Here is a 25,003-nt window from a genome sequence, read left to right as displayed (position 1 = left end):
CTATCCTGTTGGCAGAATCGTTGCCATGCATATAGAAAAAAACCACCCGGCGGCCCCGCGTCACCGGCTCGGACTGGACGGGCTTCTGCACCTCAAGGGGATCCTCGGCGGCCCGCCCGCGGGGTGGGAGCTGGAGCAGGCGTTCCTTCGCGGGACCGAGGTCGAGCTCGTCCTGGCCAAGGACCGCCGCCGGCTCGACCTGCGGATCGTCCGGGACGCGGGGGGGCGCGCCCGGCTCGGGACCGATGGCCGCGGCGGCGAGCCCGCCGGCGACGAGCGCGCCGTGACGGGCGCGATCGCGGCGGGCCTGGCGGGAGAGGGCTTCGCGGAGCTCCTCGCGCGCCTCAACCGCGACGCCCTGCTCTACTCCGACCCCGGCGGGGACTCGGTCCCGTCGCGCTTCGAGACCTATTTCCGGGCCGTCGATCACGGCTCGCGCTTCTGGAAGTTCGTCCACCCGGACGTGCGCTTCCTCGAGCAGGACGTCCGCTTCGGCGCGCGCTACGCGCAGATCAGCCACGCGACGCTGGAGTGCAACGCCAACAACCCGCGGCTCGAGGTGGCGCCGCTGCGCTTCTTCGCCGAGGACGGCCCCCGCGCGGCGGAGGGGGATTTCTCCTACACGGACACCGACATCGGCGAGGCGGACGTCGTGGGCGGGCGCACGCAGGAGATCCTCGGGCGCGTCCTCGAGCGGGTCGCGCGCGAGGAGAAGCCGGCCTTCATCCATCTGAAGACCACCTGCCTGCCGGAGCTCGTCGGGGACACGCCCGCGCCGTTCATCGAGCGCATCGAGCGCGAGCTGGGCGTGCCGGTGCTGTGGACGTCGAAGACCCGCAACTCGGGCCCGGTCTACGAGGCCCTCGTCGATCGCCTGCTCGATGAGGTCGAGTTCGCTCCGGCCCGCGACCCGAAGGCCGTCATCCTCGCCGGCCTGCCGTCCGAGGCGGCGGCGAAGGAGGCCGCCGGGCTGTGCCGCGGCCTCGGCCTGCGCGTCGTGGGCGCGCTCTTCCCGAACCTCGACGTCCGCTCCTTCCCGGAGATCGGCGCGGCCGGCGCGGTGGTCTGGTACGACCCGGTGGGCTGGGCGAAGATCGAGGACGGGGTCTTCCTGCGGCGCGGCCTGCGCGTCGTCCGGCATCACCCTCCGTTCGGCCTCGCCGGGACCCGCGCCTGGCTGGCGCGCGTCGTCTCCGTCCTGGGCCTGGACGCGCCCGCGGAGGTCCCCGCGGCGGCGGCCGCCGGGCTCGAGGCGCTGATCCCGCGCTGCCGCGCGCGCACGGCGGCGCTCATCGGCGACGCCGCCGACCTCGAGCTGCTGGCCTCGCGCGGCCGGACCTTCGGCTTCTCGACGGCGGGGCTGCTGTGCGAGCTGGGCTTCCGCGTGCGCTGCCTCGTCTGGAGCCCCGCGCCCTCCGCGGCCGCGGCCCTGCGCCGGCCCCCGGAGGCGAAGGGCGCGGGCTCGATCGAGTTCGTCCCGTTCTCCACCCGCGCCGGGCTCGACCGGCTCCTGCGCCGCGGGGTCGACCTGGCCTTCACGCACTTCAACCACGACCCGCGCCTCGAGGCGCACGGCCTGCCGGGCTTCAACGACAACGTCTTCGAGCCCGGGCCGGCGGGCCTGCTGCGGTCCGCGTGCCGGCTCCTGTTGAAATGCGAGTCGCGCCCCTTCGCCCGTCACCGCGCCTGCCTGGCGCCATGGATATCATGATCGAGAACAGCCTCGCCGCCGCGGTCGAATCCTTCCGCCTGCCTTTCCTCAACGGCGTATACGTCGCCGTCGACGCCCTCGCGGGGGCCTATCTCGTCGTCGACGGCCCCTACTGCGTCTTCACCAAGGCCGAGATGCAGTACTGCCACAACCTGCGCTGCCGCCTGCTGCCGCCGATCGGCCATCGCCGCGTCGTGCACACCGGACAGGTCCAGGACCGCGAGGAGGTCAAGAGCCTCTCGACCGACCGCAACGCCCAGGTCGACGCCGTCTTCGCGGGGGTCTGCGCCCAGCCCGACGCCGGGATCGTGCTGTCGACGACCTTCGATTTCCACGAGCTCGTGAACTTCCCGCTGAAGGAGGTCGCGCGCCGCCACGCGCGGCCCGGCGGGCCGCTGCTCTGCCATATCCCCTCGCGCTCGCTCGGCGGCACCTGGCTCGACGGCTACGCGCGGACCTGCGAGGCGCTGGCCCGGAGCGTGACGCTCCGCCCCGGCCGCCGCGGGAAGGACGCCGTCGCGCTGGTCGGCTATCTCCACGACCGCGACGAGCCGGACCACGCCGGGAACCTGCGCGAGCTGAGGCGCCTGCTCGAGGCCCTCGGCCTGCGCGTGGAATCCGTCTGGCTGTCCGGCGGAGGCCGGGCGGAGCTGGAGGCGGCGGAGCGCGCGAGCCTCGTGATCTCTCTTCCCTACGCGCGCGAGGCGGCCCGCGTCGTGGCCGAGCGGACCGGGGCCAGGCTCTGCGAGGCCGAGCTGCCGCTCGGGCTGTCCGCCACCGAGAGGTTCCTCCGCAAGGTCGCCGCGTCCGCCGGACGCGGGCGGGAGGCCGCGCCGCTGGCCGCCCGGGAGAGCCGCGCCGCGGTGCGCGACACGCAGGCCCACGTGCTGCGGGTCATCTCGGGCCGCGTCGCCGAGGTCCTGCAGGACGATCCCCACCTGACGGCGGCCCTGCGGGAGCTGTGCGCCGAGCTGGGTCTGCTGGCCGACCCGGCCCTGCTGACGGCCCTGGGGCCGCTCGAGAAGAGGATCCGCCCGGTGTGCCTCGCCCCCACGGGCAGCGACCTCTCGCCCGACGACGCCGTGCACGTGCCGATCGGCTATCCGAACTACGTCGAGCATCCCGTCGCCGAGCGTCCGTTCCTCGGCTACGCGGGCTTCCGCCATCTCGTCGACCGCGTCGCCTCGGCCATCCTGCGCGACGAGGCCTCCGGGCGTCCGCGATCATGAAGCGCAGGCCGCTGACGGTCGTCGTCTACGGGAAGGGCGGCGTGGGCAAGTCCACGACGTGCGCCCATCTCGCGGCGAGCTTCGCCCGCGACGGCCGCGAGGTCCTGCTCCTCGGCTGCGACCCCAAGGCGGACACGTCGCTGCGCCTCATGGGCGGCAGGCGCGCGCCGACCATCGTCGACATGGTGACGGGGCTCGAAGGCCACGGGTTCCGCGAGCTCGTGACGAGCAGCCGGCCGGGGCTCGACGTGCTGGAGACGGGCGGGCCGCCTCCGGGGCAGGGCTGCGGGGGCCGCAGCGTCGCCACGCTGTGCCAGTTCCTGGAGGAGCACGCGCGCGAGGTCGGCGCCTACGACACCCTCATCTTCGACGTCCTCGGGGACCTCGTCTGCGGAGGCTTCGTCGCGCCCCTGCGCTTCGGCCTCGGCCGCGACGTGTACATCGTCTCCTCCGAGGAGACGGCGTCGCTGTTCGCGGCCAACAACATCGTCCGCGTCGCGTCGGCGCCCTACCACGAGGGCGTGTTCGTCGGGGGGATCATCTTCAACCTGCGCCAGAACGACGTGCGCCCCGGGCACCTCGAGGCCTTCGCCTCGCGCCTCGGCGTCGACATCACGGCCGTCATCCCGCGCGACCCGGACATCCTGGAGTCGGAGGAGCTGGGGCTGACCGTCTTCGAGCACGCTCCGAAGGGAGCGGCGGCGGCCCGCTTCCGCGACCTGGCGAAGGCGATCGAGGCGCGGCGGGGCGCGGTCCCCGGCGCCGCCGCGCGGCCCATGCCCGCCGCCGAGTTCGCCGAGTTCGCGCGCGGGCAGAGGATCTACAGGAGAGCGAAGTGAGCATGGAGAACAACATCGTCGTGTTCGGCAAGGGCGGCATCGGGAAGTCCACGATCTCCTCGAACCTCAGCTCGGTCTACGCGCTGCAGGGCCTCAAGGTCCTGCACGTCGGCTGCGACCCGAAGCACGACAGCACGCTGGGGCTCGTCGACGGCGAACTCATCGAGACCTTCATGGAGAAGTACACCCGCATCTTCGGGGTGCGCGACCACGGCGAGCTCAAGCCCTCGGACCTCATCGTCAAGGGCCGCCTCGGCATCGACTGCGTCGAGGCCGGCGGGCCGGAGCCGGGCGTGGGCTGCGCCGGCCGGGGCATCTCGCTGATGCTCGAGGCGCTGCAGGACCTCGGCGTGCTGAAGGCGGGCGGCTACGACGCGCGGGTCTTCGACGTCCTCGGCGACGTCGTGTGCGGCGGCTTCGCCGCGCCGCTGCGCAAGGGCTTCGCCGAGAAGATCGTCATCGTGGTCTCGGAGGAGCTGATGGCGCTGTACGCGGCCAACAACATCGCGAAGTCCGTGAGGACCTACGCCTCCAACGGCGTCTACCTCGCGGGCCTCGTGGCGAACCTCAAGGACGGCAAGGTGGAGCGCAGGAAGCTCGAGACGTTCGCCGAGATCCTCGGCACGCGCATCCTCGAGTTCGTGCCGCGCGACCCCGCCGTGCGCAAGGCGGAGTTCGCCCGCAAGAACACCGTCGTCGAGATGGCGCCGAAGAGCCCGTTCTCGAAGAGCCTCGCGTCGCTGGCCAAGAAGATACTCGACATCCGCAAGGAGGACTGCCCGATCCCGACGCCGATGGACGACCGGCGGTTCTACAAGGGCTGGTGAGAGCGCGATGATCCCGGGCGAGCGGCACGTCACGGCGGGGCCCGCGGCCCTCGCCGCCGTGGAGAGCCTGATGGGGCTCAAGGCGGGAGGGGCGGGCTGGAGGCTCGACGGCGCCTGCGCGCTGGGACGGGAGAGCCCGCGCGTGCGCCTGAGCCTGACGAGCGGCGCCCACCGCCTCGTCGTCTACCTCCTGCCGCGCTCCTCGACCGAGGCCGCCGTCCGCGCGCCCGGGCTCGCCTTGGCGCCCAAGGGCGCCGCGGGGCCGGCCGTCCTGAAGCTGCTGAAGGTCTTCGCGTCCCGCCTCGGCGAGCGGACCCTGTCCGACGTCGCGGCCGTGCTCGACGCCGACCCCCTGTCCTTCACGGAGAAGGTCGCGCCCGGGCAGGACGGGGACAAGGTCAAGGTGCCGTGCATCGGGCAGCCGATGGCGCTGCTCGAGGCCGGGTGGAGGAACTTCTACGCCGACCAGGACTTCGAGGTGCTGCTGGGCGTGCCCTCCTGCACCACCGAGAAGACGATCAACATCGAGTACGCCGACCTCGAGTGCTACTACGCGCGGCCCCGGCGCAGCTTCGCCAAATGGAGCTTCATGGACTGGCCGGAGGAGAGCGAGAACGGCGAGGAGAGGGGCGCGGGCGAGCCCGAGGACGAAGGCGCCCGGGACGGGAGCATCGTGACCGAACTCGAGGAGCGGGACATGGTCATGGGCACCGGAGAGCGGGCCGACGCCCTGGTCGAGGAGGTCCGCAAGCGGGCCAAGCCCGGCGACTACCTCCTCTTCACGCACCTGTGCACGCCGATCATCATGGGCGAGGATTTCCAGGGGCTCGCGCGGCGCTGCGAGAAGGAGATCGGCGGGTCCTCGGTGAGCTGGAGCCAGAAGGACCGCGACGAGAACGACAACTTCGGGGCCCATTTCCGCTCCCTGCTGAGCGCGCCGGGCTTCTTCGCGGAGCCCGGCGACGAGCGCCTGGTCAACCTCTTCCATTTCCCGAAGCGCGTGCGCGAGGAGGAGATCCGGCCGTTCCTGGACGACCTCGGCCTCGGGATCGGCGTCTCCGTGTTCCCGGACGTGAGCTTCCCGTCCCTGAACGGCCTGCCCAAGGCGCGGTGGCAGGTCTTCTGCGAGCGCAGCTCCTACCCGACCAAGGTGCGCGAGCTGCTCGAGGCCTCGCCGCGGCCCGTCGTGCCGGTGAGCGCGCCCTACGGCGTCGAGGGGACCCGCCGGTGCCTGCGGGGCGTCGCGGCCGCGGCCGGCAAGGCGGAGGCGTTCGACAAGGCCTGGGCGGCGCGGATGTCCGCCTTCCTGCCGTCCTGGGAGGAGCTGCGCCGGGAGGCTTCCGGGCTCCGGCTGGGCTTCGTCGTCTCGGAGGCGACCTTGCCGCGCCTCGTCGAGCTGCGCTACGGCCACGGGGCGCCGCTGGCGACGATGGCGATGGAGATGGGCTTCGGCGTGGACCTCGTCTACTACGACCGCCACGGCGAGCCCCCGGTCCTTCCTTCGGCGCTCTCGGACGCGCGCGTCGCGGTCTTCCGCAGCCCGTGGGAGCTCGAGCGCGCCCTGCGGGCGGGCGATTTCGCGGCCGTGTACTCGGACATCGTCTTCGACTGGCGGATCACGCGCGCCGGCAAGGCGCGCTTCTCGAGCAAGGACTTCGAGATGGGCCTCGCGGGAGCGCGCCGCACCCTCGAGAAGCTGCTGCCGCTGTGCCGCCTGCCGTTCTACCGCCAGTACGCCGCGCATCTCGCGTCCGCCCGGAGGTCCGCCCGTGGGTAAGGTGGGCGTGCGCGTCAACATCCCCTACCTGCAGGGGGCGTACCTCGGGCTCAACGCCATCCCGGACGCCTACTTCCTGGGCGACGGTCCGAGCTGCATCTTCGACAAGGCCGCGCACATCCACGGCCGCCACGACCTGTTCTCCACCTTGCTGTCCTGCGACAGCGAACACCGCATCCAGCACACCGGCGTCAACGTCTTCAACATCGCCGGGGACTGCGAGGGGGACATCGCGTCGGGCCTCAAGCGCATCGCGGCCTTCCGCGGCTGCGGGGCGATCTTCCTGGGCTCGATGCCGATGTGCGCGATCGTGGGCACGGACTACGAACGCATTCTTCGAGAAGCTCTCGAAGGCTCTTCGATACCGGCGTTCGTCATGCCGCGGCGCAACGCCGTCGCGGGCGACTGGCTCGACGGCTACGCCGCGATCATGGAGGCGCTGGCCTCGGGGATGGACCTCGAGGCGGCGAAGCCGGAGCCCGACACGGCGGCGCTGGTCGGCTACCTGATGGACCGCAACGAGGGCGACCATCAGGGCAACCTGCGCGAGCTCGAGCGGATCTTCTCCGCCCTGGGCCTGAGGCTCGCGACGGTCTGGCTCTCGGGCCGGCCGTTCGCGGACCTGCGCGACGTCCGGCGAGCGGGGAAGATCGTCTCGCTGCCGTACGGGCGCAAGGCGGCGAGGACGCTCGCCAAGCGCCTCGGCGTGCCCGTCGTCGAGGCGGGGCTGCCGTTCGGCCTCGAGGCGACGCGCCGCTTCGTCGAGCTCCTCGGCCGCGAGTTCGGGCGCGAGGCGCTCGCGCGGGACTTCATCGCCCGCGAGCTCGACGCGGTCGTGCCCAGGCTCGAGTGGACCGTGCCGCACGCCTTCCTGAACCGCCGCTTCGCGTTCGCCGGCGACCCGCACGTCGCGGCGTGCTTCGTCGAGCAGATCGAGGCCCTGGGCGGGCGGATGGCGGGGATGATCGTCGTCGGCGGGGATTATCACCTCGACCCCGAGCGCAAGCGGACGCTGGAGAGCCGGCCCGGGACCGCCTTCGAGCCCCTGCCCGGCGACGTCAGCGAGCAGTGGGGCCGCCTGGCGGCGGGCGGCGCGGACCTCGTCGTGGGCAGCGCCTTCGCCTTCGTCTCGATCCGTCGCGGCCGGCGCTGGATGGAGTTCGGCTACCCCTCCGAGGACACGCACTTCCTGCGCGAGGAGCCCTTCCTCGGCTTCCAGGGCGCCCTGGCCTTCCTGTCGCGCGCCGCCAACGAGGTCTCCCGCGGGCTCAACGAGGAGCGCGCGGCCGGCGGGGAGGGACGCGATGAGGACTGACGCGGCCCGCGGGCCGGCGCCCTCCCTGCGGGACCTCGAGCGGCGGCTCGCCCGGGTCCTGCTGCGCTCGAAGCTCGATTACTCGGACGACCTGTTCACGGTCATCAAGTTCTTCATCGACCTGCGCTGGGAGAAAGGCTGGTCCGCCGCCCGCTTGGGGCCGGAGTGGCGGACGCTGCGCCGGGAAGCGGCGGGTTCCCCGCACCTGTACGAGCTCTACTTCCATTTTCCCTACTGCAAGTCCCGCTGCAGCTACTGCTTCACCAATTCCCGCGTGCTTCCCCGCCAAGGGATGATCGACGACTATATCGGGGAGATCGAGGAGGAGGCCCGCTTCTTCGCGCCCATGCTCGAGGGGGCCTCCATGCGCATATTCGCCGTCGGCGGCGGCACGCCCAGCCTGATGAGCGCCGAGCAGCTCGAGCGGTTCTGCCGTCCGGCCGTCGAGCTGTTCAGCTTCGCGAAGGGGGCGATGCGGTCCATCGAGCTCAACCCGGCCGACACGGACCCGGCCAAGCTCCGCGTGCTGCGCGGGCTCGGCTTCACCCGGGTGAGCTTCGGCGTCCAGTCCATGACCCCGGAGACCCTGCGCCGCGTCAACCGGCGCCAGAGCTTCGACAGCGTCAAAGCCGCGATCGCGGGAGCCAAGGCCGCGGGCTTCGAGTCGGTGGGCACGGACATCATCTTCGGGATGGTGGGCGAGCCGCTGGAGAACTTCCTCGACAGCTTCCGGCGCCTCGCCGAGCTCCGGCCCACGGAGATATCGGTCTGCACCCTGTCGCTCACCGACCGGTACATGAAGGCGACGCGCACCACCCCGGAGGCCTACCTCCGCTACTACGAGGAGAATCTGACGCCCGGCTTCGAGGGAGTGATGCGCATCGCCCGCGAGACGGGCTTCCGGACGCCGGCGAAGGCCGAGCCCGACACCGGGGAATGGACCGTCGTGGACGCGGCTCTCCCCGCGGGGGAATTCTCCTGCCGGGAGGAGGGGCCGACCGCGGGCTCCATGCTCGGCCTGGGCCGGGGAAGCCGGTCCCAGATATTCGGCCGCCGGGTATACGAGCGGGATTGGGAGCGGTTCTCTCCCGAGGCGCCCCTTTACCGGGCCGCGCCGATGAGCCGGAAGGACGAGATGGCGTCGTACATCCTGGCGAACCTGGAGCACGGGTCGCGCTTGAACTACGCCGCCTTCCGGCAGAGGTTCGGGACGGACGTGCGCGAGGACTTCGGATTCGAGCTCAAGCTCCTGAAGTCGTTCGGCCAGGTCGAGTTCGAGGCCGAGACGTTCCATTATCTCCCGAGCGGGGTGCCCCAGCGCGTGTTCTGGGCCTGCGTGTTCGCCCTGCACGCCCTGCCGGGCCTGCCGTGCGGGGCCGGGCTGTTCGACGGCGATCTCCGCGCCCGCCTCGAGCGGGATATCTCCTCCGTCGCGCTGGGTCCCTCGTGAGCGAGATTCAGGCGGCGAGCGAAAAACGCCACTGGGTGAGGCTCACCCGCTACTGCAATCAGAGATGCCTGTTCTGCCTCGACCGCCACGCCCAGACCGGCGGCGCGCTGGACCTCGCCTTCATCCGCCGGGAGCTGGCGCGGGGCCGCAAGCGCGGCCTGCGCCGCGTCGTCCTGAGCGGGGGCGAGCCCACCGTCCATCCCGAGTTCGTCGCGATCGTGGGCATGGCGCGCGAGCTCGGCTACCGCCACATCCAGACGATCACCAACGGCCGGCGCATGTGCTACCCCGGCTTCCTCTCCGCGGCGGTCGCCGCCGGCCTCGACGAGGTCACCTTCTCCCTTCACGGCCACACGCCGGACCTCCACGACCGCCTGACGCGGGTCCCCGGCTCCTTCGTCCAGGCCGTGTCGGCCCTGCGCGCGGCGCTGCGGACGCGGGGCCTCATCGTGAGCGTGGACGTGGTCATCAACCGCCTGAACCTCCCCGTCCTGCGCGAGCATCTCGACTTCTGCGTCGGCCTCGGCGTGGGCGAGTTCGACCTGCTGGCCCTGGTGCCGTTCGGCGACGCCTGGGAGAACCGGGAGGAGCTGCGCTGCGACTTCTCCGACCCGGCCAGCCTCGCCCACCTGCACCGCGCGCTCGAGCTCAGCCGCCGCAAGGAGCTCCACATCTGGACCAACCGCCTGAAGCCCGAGTTCCTCGAGGGCTTCGAGGGCCTCATCCAGCCGCCCGACAAGATCCTCGACGAGCTCCGCGGCCGCCGGCGCATCTTCGCGCGCTATCTCAACAGCGGGCGTACCCCGGGCTGCAAGGGAGCCTCGTGCGAGCACTGCTTCCTGAAGGACTTCTGCCGCGACCTCGAGGCGCTCGAGGCGGACGGCAGCCTGCCGGCGCGGGGCGCGCCGCCGTGCCTGGGCGGCGGCGAGGCCCCCGCGCCCTTCCGCTTCGGCCGGAAGAAGGACGTCTTCGCGTTCGCCGAGTTCTACATCGCCTCCCGCTACTTCCTCAAGGGCTCGGCCTGCCGCGGCTGCGCGCGCGAGGCGGGCTGCGCCGGCCTCGGCGTGCGCGCGATCCGGGAGAAGGGCTTCTCCGCGATGCGGAGGATGAAGGCATGACGGCGCTCCTCTACTACGGCGTCTTCCTCGGCCTCGCCTCGGTGATCTCGATCGAGGACTGGCGGACGCGCAAGATCCGCAACCGGCTGATCGCCGCGGGCCTGCTCGCCTGCGCGGCCGGCCTCCTCCTCCTCCTCGTGAACAGCCTCCTCGGCGCCCGTCATCTGCGCTTCGGCCCGCTGGGGGAGTACTCCCTGCCTCTGAGCTTCTATCCCCGGATCGCGCTCCATTGCGTCCTCAGCCTCGCGGCCGGCGTCGGCTTCTGGCGCTGGGCGGTCTGGCCCGCCGGCGACGCGAAGTTCTTCGCGCTCGCGGCGCTGTTCGCGGCCCTCATCGACCCGAACCTTCCCGGCTTCCCGCTCCTCCTCTTCCTGATCCTGCTGATCAACATCTTCGTCCCGGCGGGGATCGTCTTCGCGCTCGAGACCGTCGTCAACCTCGTCCTGAGTATCCCGCGGCTGCGCGGGGTGGACTGGCCGAAGTGGCGCAAGGCCAAGCTCGAGATGGCCGGCATACGCGCCCGGGAGGTGTGGCCTCACCGCGGCGAATACCTGATCCTCGCGGCGAACCTCTTCGCCGTCTTCTTCGCGCTGCAGGCGGCGTCGACGCGCGTCGCTCCCCTCTTCCCCGAGCCGTGGGGGTCGCTGGCGGTCTTCGTCGTCATGCTGGCGTTCTGGAAGCCGCTGACCGCCGTCCTGAGGAACAGGAAGGTCGGCGCCGTCGCGTTCGCGGCCGTCGTCGCCGGCTCTTTGGCCGGGGCGTTCGTCCTGCGCATGGACGTCGGCGGCGTCCTCCTGGCCGCCGTCCGCATGCTGTTCAACTTCGGGATGCTCGTGTCCGTCGGCCGGTTCGCGTTCGCCTGGATCATCGAGCGGGACAGCCTGCGGGCGCTGCGTCCCGACGACCTCAAGTACGGCGACATCCTGTCCGACCAGACCTGGGCGCGCCTGACCGCGGAGAAGGAGCTCGCCGGCAGGATGGACGAGCGCTACGTGGACGGCATCACCGACGGCGACGCCGCGACGCTCAAGGCCTGGCTGGCGCGCCGGTCGGCGGCGGACTTCAACGTGTATCACACGATCCCGTTCGCGTTCTGGATCTTCCTGGGGACCTTGCTGACCCTGTCCTGCCGCGGCAGCGTCGTCGCGGCGGCCGCGCCCTATCTGGCCCAGGCGCAGGAGGCGCTGTGCGGACGCTGAACGCCGCGAAGGCCGGGAGGGAGACCTAGTGCAAAAGATCACGATCTTCGGGAAAGGCGGCATCGGAAAGTCCACCTTGTCGGGCAACCTCGCCGCGGTCTACGCGAAGAAGGGCCTGAAGGTGATCCTCGTCGGCTGCGACCCCAAGCACGACACGACGATCGCGCTGACGGACGGGCGTCCGATCCGCACGGTCGTCGAGCACTCCGCGTTCATGGACAGCGCCGGCGGCGATCTCTCTAAGATTTTGGTCAAAGGAAGGCTCGGCGTCGACTGCGTGGAGGCGGGCGGGCCCGAGCCGGGCATCGGCTGCGCCGGCCGCGGCATCGGACGCACGATCACCATCCTCGAGGAGGCCGGCGTCCTGCAGGAGGGCCGCTACGACGTCGCCATCTTCGACGTCCTCGGCGACGTCGTGTGCGGGGGCTTCGCGGCGCCGCTGCGCCAGGGCTTCGCCGACAAGGTCGTCATCGTGACCTCCGAGGAGCTGATGGCCCTGTACGCGGCCAACAACATCGCGCGCGCGATCCGGAACTACAGCGAGAACGGCGTCGCCTTGTGCGGACTGGTCGCCAACCTCCGCGACCCGGACGCCGACCGCGCCGCCGTGGAGCGCTTCGCCGCGTCCATCGGGACCGGCGTCCTCTCCTTCTTCACGCGCGAGTCGGCCGTGCGGGAGGCCGAGTTCAGGCGCACGACCTTGGTGGAGCACGCGCCGGACAGCGAGCTGGCGCGCAAGATCGGGGCGCTGGCCGACGGCCTGCTGCGCTTCGAGCGCCGGTCGGTGTCCGTGCCCGAGCCGCTCTCCGACGAGAGCTTCAACGAGCTGTCCCGCCGGGGGTTCGCCGGCGCGCAGCCCGAGGCTCCCGCCGCGGCGCCCGCGCCGCGCCCCGAGCCCCGGGCGCCCGCGCCGCCTCCGGCCCCGGCTCCCGGGCCGAAGCCGGACCTCGAGAAGGACATGGCCTGGCAGGCGAAGCTGTGGGAGGGGAACCCGGGGATGAACTCCCAGGTGTGGGGCGCGGAGGACCAGTGGCGACGCTTCTTCTGTGACTTTGAAACGCGGCGCAACGTGCGCATGTCGCTCGAGGGCGGCACGCCGCTCGTCAACGTCTGGCACCAGGACCTGGAGTGCTCCTACTCCACGCCGAACTACGAGGACCGCTCCCTGCCCGCGTTCTACAAGTTCCCCTGGCCGCGCATGGAGCGCGGCGACGAGGAGGGGCCCCGCGAGGACGAGCGCCCGAAGCGCGGTCGCCGGCGGAAGGACGAGGACCGGGACGACGGCAACTTCAGCAACATCATGACGAACATCAAGGACCTCGACGTCATCCACGGCGGCGGCAAGAAGCTCGACGAGGCCCTCGCGGAGGCGATCAAGAACGCGAAGGGCGGCGCCGAGGCCATCGTCGTCCACTCGACCTGCATCCCGACCGTCATCGGCGACGACGCGGAGGCCGTCGTCAAGCGCTGGCAGGCGCGCACGAAGGTCCCCATCGTCTACATGAACCACGCCGAGAGCAGCTGCCAGGAGCTCGACGTGTGCCTCTCCCTGTTCAAGAAGATGCAGCAGGGCGCCGCCTTCGCCAAGGTCCGCCGCGCCGCGCGCTCGGTGAACCTCGTCGGCTTCCCCTCGGGCCCGGGGCTCAAGGAGCTCGTCAGGCTTCTCGAGGAGACCGGCCTGTCGGTCAACGCCTGCGTGATGCCCTCGCTGAGCCTCGCCGTCGCCCGCCGCTACCTCGCCGCCGAGGCGCAGATCCTCTATCCGAACGCGGCCTACGCCGAGACCTACAAGGAGTACTTCGAGCCCATGCCGATCAAGACGTTCCGGCCCGACGCGCCGTACGGCTTCGAGGGCACGCGGAAGTGGCTCGAGGCCGTGGCCGGCGAGTTCGGCCTGAAGAGCAAGGTCAAGGCCGTCTACGCGAGGGCCGCGAAGGACCTGACGCCCGCGTGGACCGAGGGACGGCGCGAGGCGTCCTCCCAGGGCCTGGCCTTCGTCGTCGACGCCAACCACGTGCCGCGCCTGGCCGATCCCGGGCTGACGTGGGGCATCCCGGTGCTCCGCCTGCTGCGCGAGATGGGCTTCGGCGTGGAGATCCTGTGCTTCGGCCAGGAGCGCAGGCAGGCGGAGCATTTCACCTCGTTCCGCACTCCCGAGGAGCTCGCGACGCTGCTGGCGGAGGGGCCGTTCCAGGCCGTCTACTCCGAGTACGCCTACGACACCCGCCTGGCCCGGGCGGGCAAGGCGCAGTTCTCTCTCGAGGGCTTCGAGATGGGCCTCGGCGGCGCGGTGCGGACTTTGCAGGCGCTCAACACGCTGTGCCGCTGGCCGTTCCAGAGGCGCTACGCGAAATACATGGGGGACGCCTGATGGGACAGCGATTCAGCACGCCGATGAACTACCCGACCCTCATGGGGGTCTACCTCGCGGTCAACGCGCTGAAGGACGCGTACGTGCTGGTGGACGGACCGGACTGCGCGTTCTACAAGGCGCATTTCATCCACGGGCGGCACGATCTGAACTCGACCTTGCTGCGCATCAGCGGCCGGCACCGCGTCGCCTTCACCAACGTCTGCTCGCGCGGCGTCGTCAAGGAGCACGACGACATCATCGGCCGCGAGCTGCTGACCTTGGACGGCCTCGAGGAATCGGGCCTGGTGCTCGTCACGGCCCTGCCGATGTGCTCGATCACCGGCGTCGACTACGGGCGGGCGATCCGCCTGCGCGCGGGGAGCCTGACCAAGCCCGCCATCGACATCCCGCCCGAGTCCCTCGTCGGCGACTGGCTCGACGGCTACGACCAGACGCTCAACGCCCTGGCCAAGGGCATCGCGCTCGCGCCGGGCCGCCGCCGCCCGGGAACCGCCGCGGTCGTCGGCCACCTGATGGACCGCAACGAGAGCGACCAGGCCGCCAACGTCGCGGAGCTGACGCGGATGCTCGCGGGCCTGGGGCTGGAGACCGTCTCGGTGTGGCTGAGCGGGCAGGGCTGCTCGGAGCTGAGCCGCGTCGAGGAGGCGGACCTGATCGTCTCCCTGCCCTACGGACGGTCGGCCGCGCGGCGCCTGGCGCAGCGGACGGGCGCGCGGCTCGTGGAGACCGAGCTGCCGTTCGGCCTGCCCAAGACCGTCCGGTTCGCGCGCGACGTCGGCGCCGCCGCGGGCAAGGCGCGCGAGGCGGAGGCCTTCGTCGACGCGGAGCTGTCGCGGGCGGTCCCCCGGCTGAAGTGGATCATCCCGCAGTACTTCCTCGGCCGCCGCGCGGGCTTCATGGGCGACCCCCATCTGCTCGGGGGCTTCCGCGACATCGCCGACGACCTCGGCATGAAGCTCGAGGGCGCGATCGTCCGCGGCCGCCGCGCCCACGGGGCCGGCGCGGCGGACGCGGGCGTGCTGTACGAGCCCCCGTCCATGTCCGACGAGGTCAGGAAGTTCATGGACGCGCCGCTCGACCTGTTCGTCTCGACGTGGTGCGAGCACGAGTGGCCGCAGCTGAAGTTCCCGACGATGGAGTTCGGCTTCCCCAGCTACCGCAGCCACGCGCTGTCCGACCGGCCCTTCCTGGGCTTCAACGGCTTCCTATCCTTCGTGGAGCGGCTGGCCGACGAGATGACCCGCCCGAGGCGCGGCGAGCATGACTGAGTCTCCCTCGTGGGCGGCGTTCCTCGAGAGGGGAAAGCGCGAGGAAGGCCGGGGGCGCCTGGACGAGGCGGAGGCGGCCTATCGCCTCGCGCTCGACGCCAATCCGGGGTTCGACTCCCTGCACCGGGAGCTCGCCCGCTTCCTCGAGGGCTGCGGCCGCCTGGAGGAGTCCGCGGAGCATCTCGCGCGCGCGATGGCGCTGGGCTGGCCGCGGGCGGAGGGCGAGGCGGCCCTGTCCCGCCTGCGCGGCAAGCTCGAGGGCGGCGGGAACCCCAACCTCGTCTTGATCCACTCCTTCCTCGAGGGCCGGAGATACGCGGAGGCGGTCCGCGCGCTCAAGACGGCCGCCGCCGCCTCCCGCGAGGAGGGGGAGTCCTTCTGGCCCGACGTCTTCTCGGCGCTGCTCTGCGCGCGCCGGTACCGCCAGGCGTTCGGCCTCGGCGAGGAGATGCTGAGCCGGTCCGCGCGCCTGCCGTTCGCCAACGGCTTCCTGTGGCCTTGGTGGCACGGCGTCTCCTCCCGCGCCTCGGCCGGGAAGACGGCGTTCTGCGCCGCGGAGCTCGAGCGCGTGCGGCGGGCGGGGAGGGGCGGCGGCTTCGAGGTCTGGTTCGCGTACCTCCGGGGCGTGCTCCTGCTCGGCCTGGGCGAGAACGCGCCGGCCATGGCCGAGTACGCGCGGATCCGGCGCGCGCGCGACGCGCGCTACGCGATGATGCACCACGCCTTCGTCATGCAGCGCCTGATGGCGGGCGACCTCGAGTGGACGATCGCCGAGTGCCGCGCCCTCCTGCGGCACGCGCCGGACTACTGGTGGTTCCAGTGCCGCCTGGCCGAGGCGCACATGGCCGACGGCGACGTCCCCCGCGGCCTCGCGGAGTTCGGGCGCGCCGCCGCGGCCGCGTCGGACGTCCGGGCCCTTCGCGCGGTCACGACCTGGCACGGCGCGGCGCTCCTCTGGGCGGGGCGCTACCGCGCGGCCCTGAGGAAGCTCGACGAGGGCGCGGCCATCGGGACCCGGATCTGGGTCCACTGCTGGCGCGGGGCCGCTTATCTGAAGCTGGGCGAGCGCCGCAAGGCCCTCGCGGACCTCGACGCGGCCGTCGCGACCGACCCTCAGGATCTCGAGGCGCACCTGTGGCGGGGCGAGGCGCTGCGGCTGATGGGGCGCACCGCCGAGGCGCTGCGCGCCCTCGACCGCGCGCTCGAGCTCGACCCGCGCTACGCGTGGGCCTACTTCAACCGCGCCCTCGCGCGGGACGACGCGGGCGACGCGGAGGGCATGGCCGCCGATTTCGCGCGGATCCCGCCGGAGCTCGCCTCCGCCCTGCGCGGGCCGAAGGCGGGCGCCCCGGGGCGCGCGGAGATGCGCGCCGTCCTCGAGAGGGGGCTGAGGCGCGCCAAGGGGATACGCCGCCCGGAGAGCTACCTGAACGCGATCTGGCTGGGGGCGCGTGGCTGAGAGCCCCTACGTCGAGGTCGAGTCCCACCTGACGGCCGGACGCGTCAAGGAGGCGGCGAGCGCCCTGAAGCGCATGGCGGCCGCCGGCGCGGCGCCCTGGGAGATCTTCCAGTGGATGGGGCGCATCGAGGAGAGGCGCGGCTGCCCGGGCCAGGCCGAGGGGTTCTACCGCAAGGCGATGAGGGAGGACGCGAGGGGCGCGCCCGAGCTCTACCGGCTCCTGGAGGAGGGCGGCCGCCTCGACGAGGCGCGCGAGGTCATGGCCGAGGCCGCGTCCCGGGCGCTCGCCGGCCCCGCCGCCGGGCTGTTCGCCCTCTTGGAGTTCTCCGATTTCCGCCGCGCGCTGGCGGAGAGGGCGGCCGCGGCCGGCGTCCTCGACCGCGTCGAGGAGGCGGCCCGGTCCGCGCTGTCCGGCGCGGCGCCGGCCCCCGGCGCCCGCTCGCTGCTCGTCGAGGTCCTGCTGACGCGGGGCCGCCGCGAGGACGCGGGCGCCGAGCTCGCGGCCTCCTTCCGCGCGGCCCGCAGGGACGACGAGAGCTCCCGCATCGACCTCCTCTTCCGCCTGCTCTCCGAGGGGCGGTACGACCCGGACCTGGAGCGGGCGGTGCTCGACGGCGTCGCCCGCGCCGGCCCCGGCGACAAGCTCGCCGTCGACTGGCCGCAGGTGTTCTCCGCGCTGATGTGCGCGCGGCGGCACGCGGCGGCCTTCCGCCTGGGGGAGGCCGTCCTCGACAAGTTCGGCCGGTTCGAGTCGCCGGGCCAGCTGATGTGGCCCTGGTGGCGCATGATCCGCCGCGCGGTGGCGGAGGACTCGTTCGTGTCGGAGGAGCTGCGCCTCATGGGCGAGGAGGAGCGCGGCGGCGAGTTCCCGGAGTGGTTCGCCTATTACCGCGCCATCCTCCTCTGCGCCCGCGCCCTCAACGCCGAGGCGATGCAGGTGTACGCGAAGCTGCGCTCGCTCGACTCCGGGCGCTACTCCTGGATGTGGCAGTCCTTCGTGCTCGTCAAGCTCGGCGCGCTCGACTTCGACGGCGCCATCGAGATCAGCCGCGACATCCTGAGCCGCGCGCCGTCGCATTGGTGGGTGCGCTGCCGGATGGCGGAGGCCTACATGGCGCGCGGCGACACGGCGACGGGGCTCGGCGAGTTCGACCTCGCGCTGGAGACCTGCGGCCCCGGCCTCGAGGGCGAGGTCCTGACGTGGCACGGCGAGGTCCTGCTGTGGCTCGGGGAGTACGAGCGGGCCCTCGAGAAGCTCGACGCGGCCGTCGCGCGCGGAGCGGAGACCTTCGTCTTCGGCTGGAGGGGGGCGGCCCTCCTGAAGCTGGGCCGCCTCGGCGAGGCGCTCGCCGACCTCGACCGCGCCGTCGCGCACGACCCGAAGGACTTCGAGGCCCTGGCCTGGCGGGCCGAGGCCTACCGGGTCATGGGCCGCCCCGCGGAGGCGATGCGCGACATCGAGGCCGTCGTCAAGCGCGGCCCGCGCAGCTTCTGGGCCCATTTCAACCGCGGACTGCTGCGCGACGCGCTCGGCGACGAGGCGGGCATGGCGGAGGACGTCTCCGTCGCGTCGCAGAAGATGCTCGATTTCCTGATGACGCGGCTCGGCATCCCGTTCACGCGCGAGGGCATGACGCGCGAGCAGATGAGGCGACTGATGGCGTCCGGTCTCGAGTGGGCCAAGGGGATACGGCGCTGGGAGAACTACGTCCAGCCGATCTGGATGAACCGACCGACATGAGAACGAACGAGCACGCCTTCTTCCTGATCCCGTGGCACATCGGGAACATGCGCGACATCACCGTCCACGCGGCGCAGGCCGCGCGCCGGATGCGCGTCTTCCTCGCCGAGGAGCCCGCTCTCACCAAGGCCCAGTTCGAGAAGGACCTCGGCATCGACTGCCGCGGCAAGGAGTTCCTCCCGATACCGGAGAAGGCGGACCCCGGGTACATGAAGAAGGTCCTGGCCCTCCTGGAGAAGGAGGACGTGGCCCTGATCTGCTCGGGGGGCATCCCCTGCTTCATCGACCCCGGCGCCTGGCTGGTCAAGAGCCTGCGCGCGCGCGAGGTCCCGATCACGGCGCTGGCGGGGGCCTCGATCCTCGCCACGATGCTCTCGCTGAGCGGGGTGGACTGGACCGGCGCGCACAACCGCGGGACCTTCCTCATCTATCTCTCCTCGGGGCCGAGGGGCGGCGCGGACTCCTCGCTCCTCGAGGCCGTCCGCCGCGAGGACGAGCCCGTGTTCGTCTTCCTCGGCCTGAGCCAGTTCAAGGAGTGCATGAAGGCCATGGAGCCGGCCGTCGGCGGGCGCGCCGTCACCGCCTTCTTCGACCTGACCAAGGTGCCGCGCTCGAAATTCCCGTACGCCGACCGCATGATCACCTTGGGCTGCCGCGAGTGGCTGACGGAGGCGGACCGGATCCCCTGGAAGGACATCTCCGACGTGGCTCTCATGGTCCACCCGCGCGAGGCGGCCGCATGACCGACGCGCGCCGCGTCGAGATCCATCTCGGCACGCTGTGCAACAACCTCTGCGCGTTCTGCATGAGCAGCATGAACCGCGACCATCACGAGCCGTGGGCCGGGCCGGACCGGGTCCGGGAGGAGCTGCGCCACTTCCGCGAGCAGGGCTGCCGCAGCGCGGGCTTCCTGGGCGGGGAACCGACCGTCTATCCGCACATCGTCGAGTCGCTCGCCTACGCGAAGTCGATCGGCTACGACCGGCTCGCGATCTGCACGAACGGCACGCGCCTCTCCGACCCCTCGTTCTGCGCCGACCTGGCGGCGGCGGGGCTCACGCGCGCGACCATCTCCGTCCACAGCCATCGTCCTGAGATCGAGGACGGCCTCATCACCGGCGTGCCCGGCAACCTCTCCCGCAAGATCGCGGGGATCCGCAACCTCCTCGCGCTGAAGGCCGAGGGCGCCATGCGCGACAACATCGCGCTGAACCCCGTCCTCTGCCGGCCGAACCTCGACGACATGGAGGAGTACGTCGCCTTCTTCGGGGCGCTGGGCCTCGACGACATCCGCTTCAACTACATCTGGCCGCAGGGCGAGGCGCGGGACGACCGGCGCTGGATCCCGTCCTTCAAGGAGGCTATGCCGAAGGTCGTCCGGATCATGCTGCTCAACGAGAAGCGCCCGCGCGGCCACCTGACCTTCGGCGGGATCCCGAAATGCGCGCTCCTTCTGGCCGGCGTGAAAGGCTCGCTGTTCGAGCATCTCTCCGCCAAGTACCTCGACGAGGCGGGCTTCGACCCCGACAACGACGTGAGCATGGCCACGAAGAGGGGCCCGATGCCCGACCGCTTCGTCTGGCAGGAGAAGAAGAAGGACACCCTCAAGGCCAAGGGCCCGGAGTGCGGCCGCTGCGCGCATCGCGACCGCTGCGAGGGCGTCTGGGGCAGCTACGGCGAGCTGTACGGCTTCGGGGAGCTGACGCCGCTGTGAACGCCCCCGAGGCCGTGCGCGCCGTGCTCGCCCGCCTCGGCTGGGTCCTGCGCCGCCGGGCGGAGGGGGGCGTGCTCCATTTCAGCGTCGGCCGGGCGGGCCAGAGCCGCGCCCTGTGCGGGTTCTCCGCCCCGGCCTCGGCGGCGAGAGCCCTGACCCCGGGGTCGCGCCTGCGCGCCGCGCCGGCGCGCGGCGTCCGCCTCCGGGCCGGCGAGAAGGACGGCCTCGTCGAGCTGCGGGCGGCGCTCGACCTGCTGGTGGAATCCCTCCGCCGCCGCGCGCCGCGGCCGGCGCGGGGCGCGGCTCTGGCCGAGGCCCATGAGGGGCAGGAGGGCCGCGACCTGCTCCTGCGGACCACGTTCGCCTGCAACCAGAGATGCCCGTTCTGCTTCGTGCCGCTGACGGGGCGCGGCGCCGACGCCGCGTCGATCGAGCGCGAGCTCGACGCGCTGGCGCGCCGCGCGGGCCCGCGGGGGGAGCTGACGATATCCGGCGGCGAGCCGGCCGCCGACCCGCGCCTGCCCCGGATCGTGGCCGCGGCGCGCGCGCGCGGCTTCCGCCGCTTCGTGCTGCAGACCAACGGCGTGTACCTGGACCGGCCCGGCCTGCTCGAGGAGCTGGTCCGCCTGGGCGTGAGGACCTATCTGTTCTCGTTCCACTCCCACGTGCCCGCCGCCTACGACGCGATCACCGGCAGCCGCGGTCAGCACGCCCGCGCCGCGGCCGGGCTCGGGCGCCTGCTGCGCGTCCCCGGCTTGAGCGTCACCGTCAACGTCGTCGTCAACGCGCGCAACTACCGCGACCTGCCCGGGCTCGTCGATTTCGTCGCCGCGCTGCGCGGCGGCCGGGGGCGCGGGCGGCCGGGCTTCTATTTCTCGATGATCAACGAGGCCGGCCATCAGAAGGCCCCCTCCTGGACGGTCGCGCTCGAGGAGGCCGCGCCCTTCCTGCGCCGGGCGCTCGCCCGCTGCCGCGCGGCGGGCCTGCCGGTCTCCCGCTCGGGAGGGGAGAGCTCCTTCCCGGCCTGCCTGACGGACCGGCCCGCGCGGCACGCGTCGCCGCGGCCGCTGCCCCAGGATCGCGTGCGCTACGCCGAGGCGTTCCCCGGGGAGGAGGGCGTCATCGGGCGCGCGAAGCGGCCGTCCTGCCGCGAGTGCCGCTACGACCGGCGCTGCGTCGGCGTCCCGGCCCCGTACGCGGGCCTCTACGGCCTGGGGGCGCTGCGCCCCGTGCGGGCGGCGGCGTGACGGGCCGCCGGGAGACGCTCGCCGCGGCGCTCCTTCTGGCCTGCGCCGCCGCCGCGCTCGCCGCGCGGGCCCGAGCGGTCGCGCAGGCTCCCCGCGACGAGTACTGCCGCGCGGAGTCCGACTTCCACGTCGAGCGCGGCGAGGCCCTCCTCCACGGCGTCCCCGTCCGCGGCGTCGCCCGGGCGATGCCGGCCTATTCCGCGCCGAACGCCTTCCTCTGCGGGCATATGACCGCCTCCGCGGCCGCGGCGGTCCGCTCCGCCGCCGTCGCGGCCGGAGCGGTCCTCGTCTTCGCCCTGGGCGCGACGCTGTACTCGGGCGTGAGCGGCGCGGCCGCCGCGCTCCTCTACGCCCTCATGCCCGCGCCCCATGCCGGCGGCGAGCGCTGGCTTTACGTCCCGGCCGTCCTGCTCGCGGCCTGCTTCCTCGCGCGCCGGGCGCAGGCGCCGTCCCGGGCGGCGACCCTCTGGACGGCGGCCGCGCTCGGGACCGGCTTCCTCATCCTGTCGCCGCTGTCCCTGTTCCCTCTCGCGCTGGCCCTCTACGAATGGGCGCGCGGCCGGAGGGAGGGCGTCTCGCGGCCGGGGGACGCGGCCGCGCTCGTCCTGGTCCCGTTCGTCTTCCTGATCCCGTGGATCGTCATGAACTGGAGGCTCGCCGGACGCCTGGTCGTCTTCGAGGACGGCCGCGCCGACGACAACGTCATCACGGGAGCGCTCGGCCTCGTGCGCACGATGGGGGTCGTGGATTCGCGGAAGCTCGCGGAGCTCTCCGCGGACCGCAGCGTCCTCGCGTGGGCGGCCGCCGAGATCCTGAGCCATCCGCTGCGCTTCCTGTCCTCGGCGGCCCAGCGCGCGGCTTACGCGGCGAGCCTGAAGCCGCTGCTGGTCCTCGCGGCCGCGGCCTCGGCCTGGCTCTGGCGCGGGCGCGACGACCGGCGGCAGGTCGCGCTGCTGGCGGCCTACTTCCTCGCGGTCCACTGCCTGATGCCGGTCGAGGCGAACTACTTCGTCCCCTGGTGGCCGCTGCTCGCGGTCCTGGCGTCGGGCCTGCTCGCCGCGCGCACGAGCCCGGCGTCCGCGCGCCTGACGGCGGCCGCCGCGGCGGCGGCGTTCGCCGTCCTCGCGCCGCTGCTGGGCGTCGCGGCCTGGGCGCAGGGGCTGGCGCTGGCGTACCCCGCGCGCGCGCGGGAGGAGCGGGCGCTCGAGCGCGAGATCGCGAGGCATCCGCGGGACGCCTGGCTCCTCTCCGAGCGCGGCCTGCGCCTTCTCCGCGACGGCCGCCCGGACCTGGCCGTCGGCGATCTGACCCGCGCCTTCGCGCTGGACCCGAGGCGGGACCGGGAGCTCGATCGCGCCTGGGCTCTGCTGGCCGGCGGAGGCCCGGCCGCGCGGATCCTGGAGGCTCCGGGGCCCCGGGGGTTCGCCGTGATGGCCGACCTTCGCGAGAGCGTCCTGCGGGCCGCCGTCCTCGCTCTGCGCGGCAGGGGCCCGGAGGCGGCCGCCGTCCTGGAGGCGGCCGGCCGGCGGGGCGACGCCGCTCCGGGCGTCGTCCTCGAGATCGTCGCGAGCTGGCCGGAGACGGGGCGCGCGGCGCTCATCGAGCGGCTCGCGGCGGTCCCCGGCTTCCTCTTCGCCGGAAAGGACCTGTCGCCGGAGGCCTGGCTGGACCTGGACGCGGCCGCGAAGAACGAAAACCAGAGGCGGACCGCCCTGCAGCTGCTGGCCTTCGCCGCGGAGTCGAGGGAGCCGGGCGAGGGGGCGGCCCTCGGGCCGGAGAAGACGCGCAGACTGGCCCTGGCCTACCGCGACGTCGGCCGTTATTCCCGGGCGACGGCGCTCGTGAAAGGGGCGGGACCCGGAGGGGTTTGGAAGGCCGATCTGCTCACGGACATCGCGGCGCTCGCGGCGCGCGCCGGGCGCGAAGCGGAGGCGCTCGAAGCCCTGGCGTACGTAGAGAGCCTGGACCCGGATCCGGAAAAGCTGAGGAACGTGGCTCTGGTCTACCGCGACATGGGCCGCTTTTCCCAGGCGACCGCCGTCTTGACGCGGGCGGGGCCGAGCGGCCCTCGGGAAGCCGACGTGCTCACGGACATGGCGGCGCGCGCGGCGCGCGCCGGGCGCAAGGCGGAGGCGCTCGACGCCCTGGCGCGCGCCGAGAGCCTGAACCTGGACCCGGAGAGGCTGAGGCGGCTGGCCGTCTCCTACCGGGACCTCGGCGGCTACGGACGTTCGCTCGCCGTCATGAAGCGGACGGACATGGCCGGGGAGAAGGACGTCCGGCTGCTCCTGGACAACGCCGCCCGGGCGGCGAAGCAGAGCCGCCGCGCGGAGGCGTTGGCGAACCTGACGTTCGCCGGGAGCCGGGCCCTGCCGCCGGAGGAGCTGCGCGGCCTCGCCCACGCCTATCGCGACGTCGGCGACTACGCGCGCGCGCTGGCCGTCCTGAAGCGCCTGGGCGCGCGGGGCTCGCGCGACGCCGACGGCTTGCTCGACCTGGCCGTCCGGGCGGCGAAGGGCGGCCGCCGCGAGACGGCCCGGGAGAGCCTGGCGTTCGCGGAGGGGACGGCGCTGGACGCGCGGCGCCTGCGGAGCCTGGCGCGGGCCTATCGCGAGTCGGGCGACTTCGAGGGCGCGGCGCGCGTCTCCCTGCGGCTGGGCGACGCCGCCGCCTCATGGCTGGACCGGGCGGAGGCCGCCTGCGCCGCGGGAGACCGGGCCGCGGCCGCGGCTCATTTGGCGCGCGTCCAGGGAGGGAGCCTCGGGGAGGGTGAGGCGCGCCGCCTGATCCTCCTCCGTCAGACGCTGGGGGACTACGACGGCGCGCTCGCGGCCGTCGGCCTCCGCGTGCGCGCCCGTCCCGGCGACGCGCGCTGGCGGAGCGACCGCGGGGTCCTGCACGCGCTGATGGGCCGGCGCGAGGAGGCGATCGCGGACTGGACCGCGGCGATCGCGCTCGACCCCGATTTCCTCGCGCCGTATCTCAGCCTGGGCTCGCTGTACGAGGCGTCGAACCGCCGGGGCGAGGCGACGGCGCTCTATCGCGCGGCCGTGTCGCGGCCCCGGGTCAAGGACGGCTCGGAGACCGCGCGGCGCGCCCTGACCGAGCGCTTGGCGACGCCGGGGGATTAGGGGACGACCTCCATGGCGACGACGTTGGACTCGGCGCGGAACGAGCCCTCGGGATCGTACACCGCCTTGAAGCGATAGGTCCCGAGCGAGACGAACGTCATCGTCGTCAGCATCGGCCGGAAGCGGTCGCCCGGTCCGGAGGCCCGCGTGAGCAGATACTCGCCCGGCTGCAGGTTCAACGAGAGCCCGGATCCCGTCGCGGCCGTCGCCGTGCTGAGCGCCGCGCCCCTCGGCGCGCACGGCACGTCGCGCTCCCGCCCGCCGGGCGGCGTCACCAGGAATTTGAAGCCGCCGCCGGCGCACAGGGAGCCGTCCTTGGTGAACGAGGGCGCGTCCTCCTCGATCGCGAGCGGCTCCAGGCCCGTGTTCTGCATCTCGAGACGGTAGGCGAAGCCGTCGCCTTTGCGGATCTGGGTCTTGTCGATCAGGAGCAGCATCGTCAGGGCGCGCCGCGCCTCCCCGGGCTTCCAATCCGGACCCGGCTGGCGCAGAAGCTCCCGGCGGTCCTTCTCCTCCGCGGTCGGGGGCGCGGCGGGCTCGTTGCGACAGGCGGCGAGACAGCACAGCAGGACGAGGGCGGCGCGGGAGAGGGGGGCGGTCATGC

At 72.8% G+C, this 25,003-nt stretch carries 18 protein-coding genes; 17 read left to right on the top strand and 1 reads right to left on the bottom strand.

Annotated elements, in window-relative coordinates; genetic code table 11:
- Positions 1-25 precede the first annotated feature (25 nt).
- The 17 genes from HYV14_14295 to HYV14_14215 are packed head-to-tail and all read left to right on the top strand — an operon-like array spanning position 26 to position 24,399.
- Positions 26-1,711, top strand: coding sequence for a hypothetical protein (locus HYV14_14295; protein ID MBI2387158.1), 1,686 nt, complete (start codon positions 26-28; stop codon positions 1,709-1,711).
- Positions 1,708-2,940: a hypothetical protein gene (locus HYV14_14290; protein ID MBI2387157.1), complete on the top strand. Its 1,233-nt coding sequence runs from the start codon at positions 1,708-1,710 to the stop codon at positions 2,938-2,940. Before HYV14_14295 ends, HYV14_14290 begins: the two co-directional genes overlap by 4 nt.
- A complete protein-coding gene (locus tag HYV14_14285) occupies positions 2,937-3,779 on the top strand; it encodes a P-loop NTPase (protein MBI2387156.1) in 843 nt (280 codons plus the stop codon). The genes HYV14_14290 and HYV14_14285 overlap by 4 nt, the downstream gene beginning before the upstream one ends.
- On the top strand, positions 3,776-4,606 hold the full coding sequence (locus HYV14_14280) for an AAA family ATPase (protein MBI2387155.1): 831 nt from the start codon (positions 3,776-3,778) through the stop codon (positions 4,604-4,606). The genes HYV14_14285 and HYV14_14280 overlap by 4 nt, the downstream gene beginning before the upstream one ends.
- 7 nt (positions 4,607-4,613) lie before the next feature.
- Entirely contained in the window at positions 4,614-6,383 is a 1,770-nt protein-coding gene (locus HYV14_14275) for a hypothetical protein (protein ID MBI2387154.1), read from the top strand.
- Positions 6,376-7,698 (top strand): hypothetical protein, encoded by a 1,323-nt coding sequence (locus HYV14_14270; GenBank protein ID MBI2387153.1) that lies wholly within the window; start codon positions 6,376-6,378, stop codon positions 7,696-7,698. Before HYV14_14275 ends, HYV14_14270 begins: the two co-directional genes overlap by 8 nt.
- Positions 7,688-9,148, top strand: coding sequence for a radical SAM protein (locus HYV14_14265; protein ID MBI2387152.1), 1,461 nt, complete (start codon positions 7,688-7,690; stop codon positions 9,146-9,148). Before HYV14_14270 ends, HYV14_14265 begins: the two co-directional genes overlap by 11 nt.
- Positions 9,145-10,266: a radical SAM protein gene (locus HYV14_14260; GenBank protein ID MBI2387151.1), complete on the top strand. Its 1,122-nt coding sequence runs from the start codon at positions 9,145-9,147 to the stop codon at positions 10,264-10,266. Before HYV14_14265 ends, HYV14_14260 begins: the two co-directional genes overlap by 4 nt.
- The gene (locus HYV14_14255; protein MBI2387150.1) at positions 10,263-11,465 is read left to right on the top strand and encodes a hypothetical protein; all 1,203 of its coding nucleotides are present in this window, start codon (positions 10,263-10,265) and stop codon (positions 11,463-11,465) included. The genes HYV14_14260 and HYV14_14255 overlap by 4 nt, the downstream gene beginning before the upstream one ends.
- Positions 11,466-11,493: 28 nt before the next feature.
- A complete protein-coding gene (locus HYV14_14250) occupies positions 11,494-13,836 on the top strand; it encodes an AAA family ATPase (protein ID MBI2387149.1) in 2,343 nt (780 codons plus the stop codon).
- Complete coding sequence (locus HYV14_14245) at positions 13,836-15,107, top strand: hypothetical protein (GenBank protein ID MBI2387148.1); 1,272 nt, start codon at positions 13,836-13,838, stop codon at positions 15,105-15,107. Before HYV14_14250 ends, HYV14_14245 begins: the two co-directional genes overlap by 1 nt.
- Positions 15,100-16,566 (top strand): tetratricopeptide repeat protein, encoded by a 1,467-nt coding sequence (locus HYV14_14240; GenBank protein ID MBI2387147.1) that lies wholly within the window; start codon positions 15,100-15,102, stop codon positions 16,564-16,566. Before HYV14_14245 ends, HYV14_14240 begins: the two co-directional genes overlap by 8 nt.
- The gene (locus tag HYV14_14235; GenBank protein MBI2387146.1) at positions 16,559-18,307 is read left to right on the top strand and encodes a tetratricopeptide repeat protein; all 1,749 of its coding nucleotides are present in this window, start codon (positions 16,559-16,561) and stop codon (positions 18,305-18,307) included. The genes HYV14_14240 and HYV14_14235 overlap by 8 nt, the downstream gene beginning before the upstream one ends.
- Positions 18,304-19,050: a hypothetical protein gene (locus HYV14_14230; protein ID MBI2387145.1), complete on the top strand. Its 747-nt coding sequence runs from the start codon at positions 18,304-18,306 to the stop codon at positions 19,048-19,050. The genes HYV14_14235 and HYV14_14230 overlap by 4 nt, the downstream gene beginning before the upstream one ends.
- Positions 19,047-20,021: a radical SAM protein gene (locus tag HYV14_14225; protein ID MBI2387144.1), complete on the top strand. Its 975-nt coding sequence runs from the start codon at positions 19,047-19,049 to the stop codon at positions 20,019-20,021. Before HYV14_14230 ends, HYV14_14225 begins: the two co-directional genes overlap by 4 nt.
- Positions 20,018-21,268 (top strand): radical SAM protein, encoded by a 1,251-nt coding sequence (locus HYV14_14220; protein ID MBI2387143.1) that lies wholly within the window; start codon positions 20,018-20,020, stop codon positions 21,266-21,268. Before HYV14_14225 ends, HYV14_14220 begins: the two co-directional genes overlap by 4 nt.
- Positions 21,265-24,399, top strand: a complete 3,135-nt coding sequence (locus tag HYV14_14215; protein MBI2387142.1) for a hypothetical protein — start codon at positions 21,265-21,267, stop codon at positions 24,397-24,399. Before HYV14_14220 ends, HYV14_14215 begins: the two co-directional genes overlap by 4 nt.
- Here the strand turns inward: HYV14_14215 and HYV14_14210 are convergent.
- On the bottom strand, positions 24,396-25,001 hold the full coding sequence (locus HYV14_14210) for a hypothetical protein (GenBank protein MBI2387141.1): 606 nt from the start codon (positions 24,999-25,001) through the stop codon (positions 24,396-24,398). The two genes, HYV14_14215 and HYV14_14210, sit on opposite strands and share 4 nt — an antisense overlap.
- Positions 25,002-25,003 lie beyond the last annotated feature (2 nt).

Source organism: Elusimicrobiota bacterium (assembly GCA_016182905.1).
Classification (GTDB): Bacteria; Elusimicrobiota; Elusimicrobia; order UBA1565; family UBA9628; genus GWA2-66-18.
Note: the sequence above shows the minus strand (reverse complement) of the source record. Positions and strands in the feature narration are given on the sequence as shown.

What these genes read in the sequence shown, in the direction of transcription:
- HYV14_14295 (MBI2387158.1), top strand. Translation starts at nt 26, where the DNA reads ATGCATATAGAAAAAAACCACCCGGCGGCCCCGCGTCACCGGCTCGGA.
- HYV14_14255 (MBI2387150.1), top strand. Translation starts at nt 10,263, where the DNA reads ATGACGGCGCTCCTCTACTACGGCGTCTTCCTCGGCCTCGCCTCGGTG.
- HYV14_14285 (MBI2387156.1), top strand. Translation starts at nt 2,937, where the DNA reads ATGAAGCGCAGGCCGCTGACGGTCGTCGTCTACGGGAAGGGCGGCGTG.
- HYV14_14290 (MBI2387157.1), top strand. Translation starts at nt 1,708, where the DNA reads ATGATCGAGAACAGCCTCGCCGCCGCGGTCGAATCCTTCCGCCTGCCT.
- HYV14_14230 (MBI2387145.1), top strand. Translation starts at nt 18,304, where the DNA reads ATGAGAACGAACGAGCACGCCTTCTTCCTGATCCCGTGGCACATCGGG.
- HYV14_14245 (MBI2387148.1), top strand. Translation starts at nt 13,836, where the DNA reads ATGGGACAGCGATTCAGCACGCCGATGAACTACCCGACCCTCATGGGG.
- HYV14_14225 (MBI2387144.1), top strand. Translation starts at nt 19,047, where the DNA reads ATGACCGACGCGCGCCGCGTCGAGATCCATCTCGGCACGCTGTGCAAC.
- HYV14_14275 (MBI2387154.1), top strand. Translation starts at nt 4,614, where the DNA reads ATGATCCCGGGCGAGCGGCACGTCACGGCGGGGCCCGCGGCCCTCGCC.
- HYV14_14265 (MBI2387152.1), top strand. Translation starts at nt 7,688, where the DNA reads ATGAGGACTGACGCGGCCCGCGGGCCGGCGCCCTCCCTGCGGGACCTC.
- HYV14_14210 (MBI2387141.1), bottom strand. Translation starts at nt 25,001, where the DNA reads ATGACCGCCCCCCTCTCCCGCGCCGCCCTCGTCCTGCTGTGCTGTCTC.
- HYV14_14240 (MBI2387147.1), top strand. Translation starts at nt 15,100, where the DNA reads ATGACTGAGTCTCCCTCGTGGGCGGCGTTCCTCGAGAGGGGAAAGCGC.